The sequence below is a fragment of the Streptomyces ziwulingensis genome (assembly GCF_039542605.1).
GTDB lineage: Bacteria > Actinomycetota > Actinomycetes > Streptomycetales > Streptomycetaceae > Streptomyces > Streptomyces ziwulingensis.
The window spans coordinates 100012-114041 of sequence record NZ_BAABIG010000033.1; the positions used below are offsets into that span (position 1 = coordinate 100012).

The 14030-nt window shown below is 73.3% G+C and carries 15 protein-coding genes; 8 read left to right on the top strand and 7 right to left on the bottom strand.

The features are described from left to right. Nucleotides 1-21: 21 nt before the first annotated feature. From ABEB00_RS17885 to ABEB00_RS17910, 6 genes are all read left to right on the top strand, one after another. Nucleotides 22-1236, top strand: coding sequence for an ATP-grasp domain-containing protein (locus ABEB00_RS17885; protein ID WP_345620755.1), 1215 nt, complete (start codon nt 22-24; stop codon nt 1234-1236). Between the two features lie 68 nt (nt 1237-1304). Then, nucleotides 1305-2543 (top strand): MFS transporter, encoded by a 1239-nt coding sequence (locus ABEB00_RS17890; RefSeq protein WP_345620756.1) that lies wholly within the window; start codon nt 1305-1307, stop codon nt 2541-2543. A 102-nt stretch (nt 2544-2645) separates the two neighbouring features. After that, nucleotides 2646-4523, top strand: a complete 1878-nt coding sequence (locus ABEB00_RS17895) for a hypothetical protein (protein ID WP_345620757.1) — start codon at nt 2646-2648, stop codon at nt 4521-4523. Between the two features lie 38 nt (nt 4524-4561). Continuing rightward, complete coding sequence (locus ABEB00_RS17900) at nt 4562-5203, top strand: class I SAM-dependent methyltransferase (RefSeq protein ID WP_345620758.1); 642 nt, start codon at nt 4562-4564, stop codon at nt 5201-5203. 80 nt (nt 5204-5283) lie between these two features. Then, entirely contained in the window at nt 5284-5808 is a 525-nt protein-coding gene (locus ABEB00_RS17905; protein ID WP_345620760.1) for a nucleoside 2-deoxyribosyltransferase, read from the top strand. A gap of 143 nt (nt 5809-5951) precedes the next feature. After that, nucleotides 5952-6776, top strand: a complete 825-nt coding sequence (locus tag ABEB00_RS17910) for a hypothetical protein (protein WP_345620761.1) — start codon at nt 5952-5954, stop codon at nt 6774-6776. Nucleotides 6777-7068: 292 nt separating this feature from the next. Here ABEB00_RS17910 and ABEB00_RS17915 read toward each other — a convergent pair whose 3' ends face one another. From ABEB00_RS17915 to ABEB00_RS17925, 3 genes are all read right to left on the bottom strand, one after another. Next, nucleotides 7069-7476: a hypothetical protein gene (locus ABEB00_RS17915; RefSeq protein WP_345620762.1), complete on the bottom strand. Its 408-nt coding sequence runs from the start codon at nt 7474-7476 to the stop codon at nt 7069-7071. An 83-nt stretch (nt 7477-7559) separates the two neighbouring features. Then, nucleotides 7560-8396 carry an RNA polymerase sigma factor SigF gene (locus tag ABEB00_RS17920; protein ID WP_345620913.1) on the bottom strand — a complete coding sequence of 279 codons (837 nt, stop codon included), beginning with the start codon at nt 8394-8396 and terminating at the stop codon, nt 7560-7562. Nucleotides 8397-8517: 121 nt separating this feature from the next. Then, entirely contained in the window at nt 8518-8886 is a 369-nt protein-coding gene (locus ABEB00_RS17925; RefSeq protein WP_345620764.1) for an STAS domain-containing protein, read from the bottom strand. Nucleotides 8887-9068: 182 nt separating this feature from the next. On the opposite strand from ABEB00_RS17925, the gene ABEB00_RS17930 reads away from it, so the two are divergent. Then, the gene (locus ABEB00_RS17930) at nt 9069-9539 is read left to right on the top strand and encodes an ATP-binding protein (protein ID WP_345620766.1); all 471 of its coding nucleotides are present in this window, start codon (nt 9069-9071) and stop codon (nt 9537-9539) included. An 18-nt stretch (nt 9540-9557) separates the two neighbouring features. Here the strand turns inward: ABEB00_RS17930 and ABEB00_RS17935 are convergent, their stop codons facing one another. From ABEB00_RS17935 to ABEB00_RS17945, 3 genes are all read right to left on the bottom strand, one after another. Next, entirely contained in the window at nt 9558-11273 is a 1716-nt protein-coding gene (locus tag ABEB00_RS17935; protein ID WP_345620767.1) for a SpoIIE family protein phosphatase, read from the bottom strand. A 61-nt stretch (nt 11274-11334) separates the two neighbouring features. After that, a complete protein-coding gene (locus ABEB00_RS17940; RefSeq protein WP_345620768.1) occupies nt 11335-11694 on the bottom strand; it encodes an STAS domain-containing protein in 360 nt (119 codons plus the stop codon). Between the two features lie 150 nt (nt 11695-11844). Next, nucleotides 11845-12339, bottom strand: a complete 495-nt coding sequence (locus tag ABEB00_RS17945) for an ATP-binding protein (RefSeq protein ID WP_345620769.1) — start codon at nt 12337-12339, stop codon at nt 11845-11847. A 144-nt stretch (nt 12340-12483) separates the two neighbouring features. Between ABEB00_RS17945 and ABEB00_RS17950 the strand changes: the two genes are divergently transcribed. Then, complete coding sequence (locus ABEB00_RS17950; RefSeq protein WP_345620771.1) at nt 12484-12849, top strand: STAS domain-containing protein; 366 nt, start codon at nt 12484-12486, stop codon at nt 12847-12849. 30 nt (nt 12850-12879) lie between these two features. Here the strand turns inward: ABEB00_RS17950 and ABEB00_RS17955 are convergent, their stop codons facing one another. Next, nucleotides 12880-13959, bottom strand: a complete 1080-nt coding sequence (locus ABEB00_RS17955) for an NAD(+)/NADH kinase (RefSeq protein WP_345620772.1) — start codon at nt 13957-13959, stop codon at nt 12880-12882. Between the last annotated feature and the right edge of the window lie 71 nt (nt 13960-14030).

Consider the following 14030-nt stretch of genomic DNA (forward strand, 5'->3'; position numbering starts at 1 on the left):
CTTGCCCGCGAGGTCCTCCTGATGGCCGACGACAGAGCCTCCTCCTTCACCCGCCACGCGGCCCGGCACCGTGCCGGATCGCTGGTGCTGCTGCGGTTCGAGGAGGCGCGCGCCGACCTGTCGGCCGAGTACCTGCGCGAGACCTCCCACCTGCCCGCCTTCTGGGTCCGCCGGAACGCGCCGCCGGCCGCCGAGGCCCGGCGCTACCTCGCCTGGATCCGGCGCCAGCCGCTGCGGCCGACCCGCTTCTGCAACCCGTCCGAACCCCGCCAGGAGACGGCCCAGCGCTTCGCCCGGCTGGTGGGCCTGCCCCATCTGACCTCCCAGCAGGTCGCCTGGGTACGGGACAAGGTCGCGATGAAGGACAGGTTCCGCCGGCTCGGGCTGCGGACCGCCGACTACGCGCCCGTCCGCACCGCCGACGACATCGGCCGCTTCGCCGCGGCCCACGGCTGGCCGGTCGTGCTCAAGCCCGTCGACTCCTTCGCCTGCGTCGACACCTACCGCCTCGACGGCCCCGGGGACGTCCGCCAGGTCGACCTCACGGCCCGGCGGTGGATGGTGGAGCAGTACCTGGGCGGCACCGAATGGGAGGCGTGCGCGCTGATCCACGGCAAGGAGGTGCTGGACGTCTGGCCCAGCGCCATGCCGTGCCGGCCGCTGGACATCGTCGACGGGGCGATGAACGCCAACATCAGCGTGGGTTCGGGCCCGGGGCCCGCCTGCGACGTCGGCGGCCTGGTGCGCCGCGTCGTGCACGGCATGGGCGTGGACCACGGCTACCTCCACATGGAGTTCTTCGAGATCGACGGCGAGCCGTACGCGAGCGAGGTCGGCATCCGGATGGCGGGCTGCGAGATCGCCGCCAACCACGGATACGCCTACGGCTTCGACGTCTTCGGCGCCACCCTCGACGTCTACAGCGGACGCCGGCCCGCCCTGGAGTACGGGAGACGGCGCTGCGTCGGCGACCTGCTGCTGCCGCTGACCGGCACCGGCACCGTCACCGCGCTCACCTCGCGGGAGGAACTGCTGCGGATGCCCGGCGTCGTCCACGCCGCCTTGCGCACCTCACCCGGAGAACATGTCAGCGCCCGGCGTGCCTCGCACAGCGCCTGCGGCCACGTCCACGTGGAGGGTGCCACGGCCGCACAGGTGGAGGACCGTATAAGGGGGGTGCTGAAGGCGTTCACCATGGAGATCGCGGCCGACGCCGCGCCGCGGCTGTCCGCCTGAACCCCCTTCGGCCCGCCCGCGCCTTCGGGCGCGAGCGCCCCGTCCGACCCACGGAGGACCGACCCGTCATGACAGGGATGCCCCGGCGTTTCCTGCGCCTTCTGACCCGGCCGTACGTCGCCCCGCTCGCCTGGTGGAGCGTGGTCTCCCGGCTGCCCGTCTACCTGATGTCGCTCGCCATGGTCCTGGTCGTGCGCGAGCAGGGCGGCAGCTACGCCCAGGCCGGTCTGGTCTCCGCGCTCTACACCGCGGGCATGGCGCTGGGCGGCCCGGTCATCGCCCGGCGCATCGACCGCGCCGGGCGGCGGCCCATGCTGCTCGCCACCGGGCTCGTCTACCCCGGTGCGCTGGCCGCGCTGGTCTGGGCCACCGGACCCGCCTCCCCCGCCCAACTGGTCCTGGCCGTGGTCGCCGGCTGCTTCCTGCCTCCGGCCAACGCCTGCATGCGCAGCCTCTGGGCCCGTCTGCCGCTGCGCGACGACGAGCGGGAGACCGCGTATCTGTGGGAGGCACTCCTCACCGAACTGCTGGTCATCGGCGCCCCGGCGATGCTCGCGACCTTGATGATCACCGGATCGGCGGGAGCCGCTGTCACGGTCGTCGCGGTCCTCGGCGGGGCCGGCGCCGTCGGCCTGGCGTTCACCCGGGTGCCGCCCCAGGTCCTCGCGGCGGAACGCGCGGCGGCCCGGCCCGCCGGCGGCCCGGCCCTCGGCCGGCCGGGCCCGCTGCGCGATCCCGCGCTGCTCGCCCTGATCGCCGTGATGGCCGGGGCGGCCGTACCGATCGGACTGATGACACTCGCCATTCCCGCCTTCGTCGACGAGCACGGCACCCCTGGCCGCACCGGGTTCGTCTACGCCTGCTGGGGCATCGGCAGTGCGCTCGGCGCCCTGTGGCTGGGGGCCTCCCAGTCCGAGCGCCCGGTGCACCGTCGCTTCCCCTGGCTGGTCCTGTGCTACGCGGTGGGCACGGCGCTGCCGCTGCTGGCCACCTCCGAACTGACCCTGGCCCTGGCGCTGGCCGTGGGCGGCGTACCCATCGCCCTGGTCTCCGCCGGCGAGATGACCCTGGTCAGCACGCTGGCCGACAGCCGTCTGCTGACCGAGGCCTTCACCTGGGCGTCGCTCGCCACCGTGCTGGGCGAGGCCGTCGGCCAGCAGACGGGCGGCCTGCTGGTCGAACCGCTCGGCCCGCGCGGCGTCTTCGCCCTCGCCCTCGCCACGGCCCTGGCCACCGCGCTCGGGGCGTTCGCCTGCCGCGGCCTGTTCACCCGGCCGGCGGCCGCCCCCGTCACCGCCGCCACCTGAGCGGGCCGCCGGCCACCGCGCCACCCGTCAGGTCCGCCGGTCCCCACCACGTCCGAACCGCACCCAACCGACGACAGAACCCGAAGACAGAGGTCACCACTGATGCAGTCCGCCGGCACAGACCCGAGCACGACCGGGCAGCAGGCCCCCCGACGCCCGCTGTTCACCCCGGTACCCCCCGGTCGGCTCCGGACCGCCGTCAAGGAGTTCCTGGCGGCGCCGGAGGCCGTGGCCGTGCCCGTCCTCACCGACGGCCGTGCCGACCTGGCGGAGAGCATCGACCTGGCCGGCCGGCTCTACGACCGCACCGCGCTCCCCGCCCCCCTCGACCACGGCGTGGTCCTCGGCGGGGAGGAACTGCCCGACGGACTCACCGACCTTCTCGCCCCGCTCGCCGGAATCTGGCTCGGCGCGCACGACCTGCGCCGGTTCGGACACGGTCTGGGCGGCAGCCTCCTGGTGGTGGGCACCTACGACCGGCTGCGCCTGGACCCGGTGCGCGACCTGCTCCAGAGCACCTACCGGGCCGAGGACGCCGGGCTGTCCTTCCTCAGCGGCCGCGATCCGGTCTCCCTGCTGTGGAACGTGGCCAAGCAGTACGCCCGCCCGAGCGCCGCCCTGACCCGGCTCGGCCTGTTCACCGACACCGACCGGCCCGCGTCCACCGGCGACGTGCGGGTCTACGACGACCGGGACTTCGACCGCGACGACATCCAGGCCGAGATCCTCGGCAACCAGTGGCGCAAGGTCGTCTTCCAGGGGCACGGCAAGGACGACAGCATCAACCTCGGCGAGTTCACCATCTGCGGGCTCAACACCGCCGCCACGCGCGAACCGTCGCTCCTCGGCCCGCGCTGCGCCTACGGCCTGCCCTGCTACAAGCCGGAGGACAAACTCGTCCCCCTCAACCGGGTGGCCGCCGCCGAGGTGGTCCTCAGCGCCTGCAACAGCGGGCCTCTCTCCGACCTCGCGCTGTACGACCCGCGCTACCAGATCCTGCTCAACGCCCTCGACGGCCCGGCCCGTACCGTGGTCTCCGCCGTGTCGGTCCACGACTCCGACCGGCCCGAGAACACCGCCTGGATGCGGGCCGCCGCCACCGGCACGGACTCCGTCGACACCCTCAACGCCAGCCTGGCCGGCTCGCACCCCTACCCCGCGTTCATGCGCTTCGGCCTGCCGCATCCGCAGGGGGGCGCGCCGGCCGCGCCCGCACCGTCCGACCACCGCCCCGACGAACTGCTTCTCACCGTCGGGACCCGCCTCACCGCGCTGCTCACCGGCGAACTGCTGCCGCACAACCACCCTTTGCGCCCCAGGCTCGTCAAGCTGGCCCGCAAGGTCGACCTGCGGGTGGCCCGCCCCACTCACCTGGCCGACCGGTCCGCCGACGAGATGCGCGCGTCCCTCGACGCCGACCTCCAGTCCCTCGACCACGTCATCGCCCAGCAGGTCACCGAGAACCCGGAGACCGAGCTGATGAACTACCCCGCGCACTTCGGTGACCGCAGCCGGCTCGACGAACACGTCGAGGACGTGGTGTGCCACTGCGGCCGGCCGGCCCAGCGGTTCACCCGGCGCGGCCTGCTGCCGCACGTCCTGGACACCGTGTGCGTGGTCTGCCTGCGCTGCGGTGACGTGACGTTCCGGGTCCCCCGGGCGCCCGAACTGCTCGCCCACGCCGCGGACGAGGTCCCGGCGGGCGGGGTGCTCCAGGTACGCGTGGAACTGACCGCGCCCCGGCCGGGGCCGGTGCGGCTCGGCCTGTTCGTCCCCACCTACCTGCGCGACTCGGCCGCCGTGGAACCGGCGGTCGTCCGGGCCAAGGGCGCCGACCGCGGCCCCAAGGACGTGTCGTTCCAGGTGCGCTTCGCCGCGGACACGGCTCCGCAGGCCTACTACTTCACCGTCTTCGCGGTGCAGGACCTGGCGGTCTCCACCGCCCGGCGGCACTTCGGAGTCGTCCCGCGACAGGGCTGACGACCGTCGGCCTCCACCCCCGTCCCAGGAGGACAGCCGTGCAGGAGAACACCGGCACCACGACCACCGGCCCCGCCGAGCCGGAGATCGAACTGATCGAGAAGGACGGCGAGGTGACGTTGAGCATCGGCGGCGAGCAGGCCATGCAGGCCTGGGAGCGGGACCTGATGTGGGCCAGCGCCGACCTGCTGTGCCGGCACGGGCAGGACTTCTACGAGGTGGGCCTCGGCCTGGGCCTCTCGGCGCTGCGGATCGCCCGCAACCCGGCCACTCGCCGCCACACCGTGCTCGAACTGTTCGACGAGGTGGAGGAGTTGTTCCGGGCCGCCCAGCCGGAACCGCCGGCCACGCTGACCATCGAGCGCGGCGACTTCTTCCGGCGGGTCCACGACCTGCCGAGCGAGAGCATCGACGGCATGTTCTTCGACCCGGCCCTGGACATGGAGGTGTGGACGGACAAGGAGCTGTGGGCGAGGACGATGCCCGAGGTGGTGCGGGCGCTGCGCCCGGGGGGTGTCTTCATCCCGTTCTTCAGCACCAAGCCCGAGCTGCGCTGGCAGTACGTCGACCACTTCAGCCGCATCCATGTCGAACGCCACCGCTACCAGGCGTACGACACCACCGAGTACACCTACGGCACCACCGGCAACGCCTACATCCAGTGCTTCTTCAAGGACTGAGCCGGCGGCCGCGCCCCGACACGACTCCTCCCGCTCCGTACCGCTCCGTCCGTCACGTCTTCCCACTCGGAGGTTGTCCGGTGACCCTCACCGCCAGTACGCCAGAGCCCGTCGTCGCGGGCGTGCGCAGAGTCTTCCTCGCCGGGCCGTTCATGGGCCTGGTCGACCCGGAGACACAGACCATGCCGACCGCCGGACGGCGCCCGTTCCTCCTGCTCATCGAGCACTTCGAGAAACAGGGGCTGCACGTCTACAACGCGCACCGCAGAGAAGCCTGGGGCGCCGAGGTGCTGACTCCGGAGCAGTGCACCCCGCTGGACCAGACGGAGATCGAGAAGGCGGACGTGTTCGTCGCCATCCCCGGCATCCCGCCCTCGCCGGGCACCCACATCGAGATCGGCTGGGCGAGCGCCTTCAACAAGCCCATCGTGCTGCTGATGGAGGAGGGACGGGACGAGGAGTACGGCTTCCTCGTCCGGGGCCTGGGCACGGTGGCCAAGGTCGAGTTCGTCCGCTACACGGACATCACGCGGGCGCTGCCGGAGATCGACGCGGCGGTCCGCCGGGCCGTGGGCCGGGTGGACGCTCCGGCCGGCACGACCTGACGCCGGTCTCCGCCCGGCGCCCTCGGCCGGTGCGCGGTCGCGGCCTCCGCGCCCGCGCACCGGACCGGAACTGCCCGCCCACCCCAATGGCGCCATACTGACAAAAGGGACATTTCTTTTGTCGAGCTCGCGGAGGCGCAGGGATGCCGGACGACGCCGGGAACGACGAGGAGCCGCAGTGGTACGACGAGCAGGAGAAGGAGTCGGACGCGCCCGATGTCTTCCTCGACGTCCCCCGCCTCGCGGTCGACGAGATCGATCTGGACGTCCAGGATCTACGGGCGCACGTCTCGCTCCAGGCCGAGGTACTGGATCTGCTGAAGTTGAGCGTGGGCGCCGATGTCACGCTCGGTGAGGTGCACCTGGGCATCTCCGGGGTGGAGGCGCAGGCCCGGTTGAAGGTGCGGCTCGACAACGTGGCGCGCATCATCGACCGGGTGCTCACCACGCTCGACCGCAACCCGCAGCTTCTCGCGGAGCTGGCCCGGGGGGTGGGTTCGGCGGTGCGGGACGTGGGGCGGGCAGGGGCCGACGCGGCCGGCGGGCTCGGCTCGGAGGCTGGCGGGGAGGTCATGGGGCAGGCCGCCGGAACGGCACGGCGAGCGGTCGGTGCGGCGGCGGACGCGACCGGCCGGGCGGCGGAGCCGGTCGCGCGGACGGCCGGGGACGGCGCCGTGGCCGCCGAGGACACTGTGGATGCCGTGGATGCCGGGGAGACCGTGGATGCCGGGGAGACCGTGGATGCCGGGGGCGGCGACGCTCCGGCGGCTCCGGCCGGGAGGACCGGCCCGCGGCGGGTGACGGGGAAGACCCGGAGAGCGGCGGACGACGGCGGCACCGGGACTCGGCGCACCGCTCGGGAGCGGCCGGCACCGCGCTCGCGCCGGACGCGCGGCGAGGACGAGGAGCCGCCGCGCCGGTCCGCCCGCCCCCGCGCCGCGGCCGACGAGCGCGAGGAACCGCCGTGAACGGCCGAGGGGCGCGAGCCGGCGGGTGCCGGGCCCGATGTGTCGTTCGGCGCGACGGTCCACGGCGACCGTCTCCGGTTCGGGGAGAAGCCCCGTACGTCCGTGCGCTTCCCCGGCACCGGCGTGCGGGAGTCGATTTCACGTGCCGAGCGGACCCGGCTGCCCGACGCGGTGGTGCCGGGGCACGAGTACCGGGACGTCACCGTCGCCTACCGCCTCGCCACCCGCGTCACCGGCGACGCAGAGGTCCGGAGGCCGTCCGAGGCGGGCCGCCCGGACGGCTCCCCCGCTCTCAGCGGGGTGCGCCCAGGGACCATCCGGAGATGTCACGGACCCGGCCGCGCCACAGCGGTGTGGTGGGCGGGCCCGGGGCGGACAGGAAGGTGACGTCCACCAGGTGCACGAAGTCGTGCAGGCCCGCCGCGTCCGTCTCGGGCATGGCGTCCTGCACGATGTGCGGGAGCTGGATCAACTGGTCGGCGTGGTCCTCGGCCCGGACCGCTTCGCGCACGGCCTCCCGCCACCGCTCGGCCCAGACGGCGGAGCCGACGAGGCGGCCGCTGACGATGCCGCCGGGGGTGGTCAGCGAGAGGGCCATGCTCGCTCCGCTCTGCGCCTCGACCAGCCGTACCAGCAGTTCCAGGTGGGCGTCCGCCACCGGCTGCGCGGGCTCGTCGTCCGCGGTGGTTGTTCCCTGCACGCCGGCGTGCCGCCTCTCACGTTCGACAGTCTCTGAGGTGTCGGGCCTTGTTCGAGGACCCGCTGTCCGCCGGTCCTCGGGGATCAGCGGGTGGTGAGCATGCCCTCGCGCAGCCGCTTCAGGGTGCGGGCGAGGAGCCGCGAGACATGCATCTGGGAGACGCCGAGGTGCTCGCCGATCTGGGCCTGGGTGAGTTCCTCGACGAACCGCATGTGGATGATGCGCCGGTCGCGCTCCTCCAGTTCGGCGAGGAGGGGGGCCAGCGCGTGGAAGTCCTCCACCAGTCCGAGGGCGGCGTCCTCGGTCCCGATGAAGTCCGCGAGCGCGGTCTCGCCCTCGTCGCTGCCGCTGATCGCGGCGTCCAGGGAGGAGGAGTTGTAGCCGTTGGAGGCGAGCCTCGCCTCGTTGACCTCTTCCTCGCTCAGGCTCATGAGCTGCGACAGTTCGCCGACGGTGGGGGTGCGGCCGAGGCGGCTGCGCAGTTCCTCGGTGGCCCGGGCGAGCTGCACGCGGGCTTCCTGCAGCCGGCGCGGCACGTGCACGGCCCAGGAGGTGTCCCGGAAGAAACGCTTGATCTCACCGACGATGTAGGGAACCGCGAAGGAGGTGAACTCGACCTCGCGGGTGATCTCGAAACGGTCGATCGCCTTGATCAGTCCGATCGTCCCGACCTGGACGATGTCCTCCATCTCCTCCGGTCCGCGGCTGCGGAACCGGCCGGCCGCGAAGCGTACGAGGGAGATGTTCATCTCGATCAGCGTGTTGCGGGCGTACTGGTACTCCGGGGTGCCCTCCTCCAGCTCCGCCAGCCGGTCGAAGAACTGCCTCGACAGTTCGCGCGCGTCCCTGGGCGCGACCCGCGAAGGATCGGTGACCTCCGGCAGCCCCGCTGTCCGTGTCTCTGCCTGCGTGGTCACCATCATGTTGTGCCCTCCCATGTGCTTCCGGCCCCCGTGCCGCGCCGGTCGGCGTGAACGGCCGTCGGGGTAGCCCCTACCCCGGCTTCTCGATCGCACACCCCTTGACCCGCCGGGTTGCGGATCAGAGGTTCCGCGCCTCGTCGACGGTCGCCCGGCAGGCGATGATCGTGTCCAGGCCGACCAGCTCGACGACGCGCCGCACCGGCCCGGCCAGCCGGGCCAGCCGGATCCATCCCCCGGCGGCGTCGGCGGCGCGGTGCGCGGCGACCAGGACGTTGATCCCGCTGGAGTCCATGAACGTGACCGCGTCGAAATCGAGCACCGTGCGCGGCGGCGTCTCTGCGGCATCGTCCGTCAGAGCTTCACGGAGCAGCCCGGCCGTGTCGGCGTCGAGTTCGCCCCGCAGAGTGAGCACACAGACACCTGCGGACGCGCTGCGGACAATGGACAGCCGGGCAGGCTGGCCCACTACGCCCTGTATGTCTACCACGCTCTCCTCGCCCCTCAGTAACGCTCGGTAACACTTAGGCCAATACCTTCGGTGAAGGGCGGCCCACGCATCCTACGCACGATGCACCCGGATGGCTGCGCCCCAGGTAACGTGCCGGGGAGTGTGCGGAACCCGAACGGGTAACCGACGGGCGGAAACGGGGAAGCGGAAGCAGGCCGAGTATGCACGAGACACCCGAGCCCGAGGGGGCGGACACCGACGGCTCCGGTACGGGCCCGCCCGAAGCAAGCCTTGCCCTGGACGGCAACGGCACGCGTATCGCCGAGGCCCGCCGGCTCGCCGGCACCTTCCTGGCGCAGGCGCGGGACGAGTACGGCATCACCGTCCCCGCGGATGCGGTGGAGATCACTCAGCTCATCGTGAGCGAGCTGGTGACGAACGCGCGCAAGTACACGTCGGGCCCCGGCCTCCTGCGGCTGCGGATCGTCGGCACGGCGGTCCAGGTGGAGGTGTGGGACAGCGATCCGGCCCTGCCGACCGCCCGGGCCGCCAACCCGGGCCGGATCGGCCAGCACGGACTGGAGATCGTCACCGCCCTCGCCCGCTCCGTCGTCATAGAACCGGCCGCGGTCGGCAAGCGGATCACCGCGGACATCGCCCTCAGCCCCGCCGCCACCGGCAGCGTCGCCTAGATCTGACGAATCCGGGTCTCAGCCGGCTCCCCGGGGGAGGCGGACGGCGACGACGGTGATGTCGTCCCGGGTGTCGCCGAGGTCGCCGGCGAGCATCGCGCACAGCTCCGGCAGGGGCATGTCGCGGTGGGTGTCGGCGTGCCGGCGCAGGCGGGTCAGGCCGGTGTCGAGGTTCTGGGTACGGGACTCGACGAGACCGTCCGTGTAGAGGACGAGGGTGGCGCCCGCGGGCAGCGTCGTACGGGCGGTGGGGCGTTCCTGGGTGGGGCGGACGCCGAGGAGCATGGCGTGCGGGCCGGCGAGGTAGGTGGCCGCGGTGTCGGCGGCCAGGAGCAGCGGCGGGGGGTGTCCGGCGACGGACCAGGACAGGTCCCAGGTGCCGTCCGCGCCGGGGTGGAGCCGGGCGAGGACGACGGTGGCGGAGTCGGAGAGGGTCAGACGGGCCTGGGCGGTGTCCAGGCGGCGCAGGATCTGCCCGGGTTCCTCGTCGCAGCGGTCGACGGCGAGCGCGCGGAGCATGCTGCGCAGTTCGCTCATGCGGGAGGCGGCCTGGATGTCGTGGCCGGTGACGTCGCCGATGACCAGGGCGGTGTCCCCGTCGGGGAGGCGGAAGGCGTCGTACCAGTCGCCGCCGACCTCGGCGGCGCTCTGGGCGGGCTGGTAGTGGGCGGCCAGTTCCAGGCCGGGCACGTCCGGCAGGTCGGTGAGCAGGGCCCGCTGGAGGGTGGCGGCGATGTCGGCCTGGGCGGCGTGCAGGCGGGTGTTGTCCAGTCCGAGGGCGGTGCGCCGGGCGACCTCCTCGGCCAGGGCGCGGTCGGCGTCGTTGAACGGTGGGCCGGCCGCCGAGCGGGCCAGGGTGAGCGCGCCGAACGTCGTGGCGCGCAGCCGGATGGGGACGACCAGGACGTCGACGGCCTCCACCGCGCTCAGCAGTTCCGCGGGGGACGCCACGTCCGTGTCCGGATGCCGCACGCGCTGGGTGCCGGCGCCTTGCAGGACGCGCCGCAGCGCGGCGTGGTGGGCGGGGTGGTCGGGCAGGGCGCTCGCGTCGGCGGGGTCGGCGGGCAGCGTGCCGGGAGAGCGGTGGGCCCAGGCGGCCCGTCGGGTCCTGCGCTTGCGGGCCAGGTCGATGACGGCGGTGTCGGCGAGGCGCGGCACCAACTGGCGGACCAGGCGGGCCAGTGCCTCGTCGGTGTCCAGGGTGCTGACCATGGCCAGGGTGACCTCGCTCAGCCAGGTGATCTCCGCCAGGTCGTACTCGGCCTGCTCACGCATCGTCTCGCTGTGCGCGTAGCGGTCCGCGCGCCGCCCGTCGTGCGCGCGCTGCGCGGAGATGTCGTGGAAGACGATGACCGCGCCGGCCCCGCGGCCCGGTTCGAGCGGCAGGGAGGCCGCGGACCACCACACGGTGAGGGCGGTGCCGTCGGCGCGCATCAGGACGGCACGGTCACCGCCGAGGCGTTCGCCGAGCGCGACGTCGTGCGGGACGGGCCGCCGCCCGGGCAGGCCGGTGCCGTGGCCGGTCCGGGGGGCGAGGAGATCGTGGGCGTCGGCACCGATCAGGGTGCCCGGAGCATAGCCGAGGAGCCGTTCCGCCCACGGGTTGCAGGCGATCACCCGTCCGTCGGCGTCCACGGCGTACACGCCGGCGCCCGCGGCGTCGAGCACCGCGGACATCAGCGCCTCTCCGGCCGACGAGAGGGCGAGGCTTTCCGGATCGAAGAAGTTGCCCATCGACAACAGTCTGCCCAATTCCTCGTCGGCTGCCAAAGAAGGGCCCCCGCGACGGCGGGTGTCATCGTGGTACCGGCCCCGCGGCGGCGGAGGCCACGTCCGGGTACATCCCGACGACCGTGTCCAGCCCGGTCAGTTCCAGGAGTTTGCGCACCTGGGCGCAGACTTGGGCCAGCCGCAGTTCTCCCCGGCGCGCTTCCGCCGACCGCATCGCGTAGGCCATGATGCCGAGGCCCGCGGAGTCCATGAACGTCACGTCCGCCAAGTCCCACACCAGGTGCACCCGGTCCTCGGCGACCAGTTCGTCGACGGCCGCGCGCAGCAGTGGGGCGATCGCCAGATCGGTCTCGCCGCGCAGCGTCAGCACCGCCCACGTCCCGGCGTCCGCGGACCGCTCCACACCGGATATCGGAACCCGCACTGTGGTTCCTCCTCACCCTGTGATGTTCCCGTTCTCCCGTCTTTCAGCGGTCCGGCTCTCCGGGCCGGGTCGCGGAGTCCGGGTCGCGCAGTCCGGGTTTCGGACCGCGGGTCCCCAAGGGCTGTCCCGCTATTCCCGGCGGGACAGCCCTTAGCACGGGGCGGCGGCCTGGGGGCCGGGGCGCAGGCTGATGAGGGCGGTGATCCGCTTTCCGACCCTCGCCGGGCGCATCGTGAGGGTCTGCGCGATGGCCTTGACGATCTCCAGGCCGTGGTGGCCGACGCGCTGCGGATCGGCCTCCCGCACCGTCGGCAGCACCGGGTCGCTGTCCCACACGGCGACCTCCACCGCGGCGCCCGTGAGGCGCAGCCGCAGCAGGATGGGGCCGGGTGCGTACTTGCGGGCGTTGGTGACCAGTTCGCTCACCACCACCTGGATGAGCCCGACCGTGCGGGCCGGTACGCCGCCTCCCCCGCCGTCTCCGGGCGGGGTGAGGAAGTCGGCGGTCAGCCGCCGGGCCTCCGCGATGCAGCCACCGTCGCCGGCCAGCGCGACGGTGGTCTCCGCCGCTCCCTCGTCCTGGCCGCCGCGGCGTTCGTCCTGATTGTTCGAAGTCGGCTTGCCCGTCATCATCACCCCGTTCACATTCGCCGTTTACCCCGGCGGGTACCTCACAAGCGGGGAAAGAACCTGTGGCAGGGCCATCCGGGTGCGCCGCCCGTACGATGCGGGGACAGCTTTCCGGCGGAAGCGCTGGTCAGAACACCACCCAACGCTGCAGAGGCGAGTGTGACAGACACCTACGGATCAACAGGACGTAACCGCCTGTCGATCACGCGTACCTCCACCGACGGCATCAGCGTCCTCACCGTGGGCGGCGAGATCGACCACACCACCGTCCCGCAACTGCAGCAGGCCCTGGAGTCCGGCCGGGAGGCGTCGGCGGGGCGGACCGTGCTGGATTTCCAGGCCGTCACCTTCATGGACTCCAGCGGCATCAACGCGCTCGTCGCCGCCCACCGGAGCGCGCGGGCGTCGGGCGGCTGGGTACGTCTGGCGGGCCCCACCGAGCCCGTGCTGCGGGTCATCCAGATCGTCGGACTCGACGCGGTCATCACCTGCCACCCGAGCCTCCAGCAGGCCCTCTGCGCGTGAGACCGGGCGGCGGGCGCCCGCCGCCCGGTCTCAGGCGCCGGCGTCGGGCGACGGGCCGTCCCAGACGGAGGACAGCTCCAGGTGTGCCAGGTCCCCGGGAGGGGGCGTCGTCACGGACCACAGGGGGGCGGAGGGGCCGTCGGCGACCGCGGCCGGGGCGTCGGTGAGGTTCATCCGGCGGCGCAGGCGGCCGTAGAAGTCCATCGGGCCCAGGCGGACCGCGCGCAGGCGGCGCGGGGCGGCGTAGACCGCGATCCACTCCCCCGGACCGAGGACGCCGCGCACCTGGCCGTCGACGCTGACGGCGGCGGGCCCCGACCGCTCCAGGATGCGCAGGCCGATCGGCTCGTCCGGCGCGGCCACCACCGAGCGGTCGAACGCCATGTGCGGGGCGACCGGCGTGAAGACCAGGGCGTCGGCGCGCGGTGAGACGACGGGGCCGCCGGCGGCGAAGCTGTAGGCGGTGGAGCCGGTCGGCGTGGCGACCAGCAGGGCGTCGGCGGAGTAGGAGGCCAGGAGCCGGCCGGCCAGGTAGACGCCGGCCGAGATCTGCCGGTCGCGGGAGAGTTTCTCCAGGACGATGTCGTTCAGGGCGGCGACGTGCAGCGCGACCCCCCAGTCGGCGTCGGCCTCGCAGTCGTCCCGGACCCGCGGGGGCGGGGGCAGCGGGCCGCGGCCGTACTCCAGCAGCGCCTCCATGCCGGCGGGCACTTCGAGTCCGCGGGAGGCCCGCATGGTGAGCAGCATGCGGCTGTCCACGGTGGTCCGTTCCTCCCGTACGGCGTCCAGCGCGGTACGGACGCCGCCGGCCGGCACCTCGGTCAGGAAGCCGACCCGGCCGAGGTCCACGCCCAGTACCAGCGCGTCGTCCACGGCGGCCAGCCGCGCCCCCCGCAGAAAGGTTCCGTCACCGCCGAGGGTGACGATCAGGTCCGGGCTGCCGGCCTCGGCGACCTCGTCGTGCGCGCCGCGGCGGCCGCCGTCGCGCCATACGTCGATGTCCGCGCACGGCAGCGCGTGCTCGGCGCACCACGCGCGCACCGTGTCCGCGGCGGCCAGGGCCTCCGCGCGCCCGCCGTGCACGACCAGACCGACACGATTCACCGCCACGTTCGCTCCCGCACGCTCATCTCGGGCTCGGCTCAGGAAACTCGGGGGACTCGGACTCCCCTCATCCTCGC

Coding starts and splice junctions, on each gene's coding strand:
- ABEB00_RS17885 (WP_345620755.1), top strand. CDS start 22: ATGGCCGACGACAGAGCCTCCTCCTTCACCCGCCACGCGGCCCGGCAC.
- ABEB00_RS17890 (WP_345620756.1), top strand. CDS start 1,305: ATGACAGGGATGCCCCGGCGTTTCCTGCGCCTTCTGACCCGGCCGTAC.
- ABEB00_RS17895 (WP_345620757.1), top strand. CDS start 2,646: ATGCAGTCCGCCGGCACAGACCCGAGCACGACCGGGCAGCAGGCCCCC.
- ABEB00_RS17910 (WP_345620761.1), top strand. CDS start 5,952: ATGCCGGACGACGCCGGGAACGACGAGGAGCCGCAGTGGTACGACGAG.
- ABEB00_RS17920 (WP_345620913.1), bottom strand. CDS start 8,396: ATGGTGACCACGCAGGCAGAGACACGGACAGCGGGGCTGCCGGAGGTC.
- ABEB00_RS17930 (WP_345620766.1), top strand. CDS start 9,069: ATGCACGAGACACCCGAGCCCGAGGGGGCGGACACCGACGGCTCCGGT.
- ABEB00_RS17935 (WP_345620767.1), bottom strand. CDS start 11,273: ATGGGCAACTTCTTCGATCCGGAAAGCCTCGCCCTCTCGTCGGCCGGA.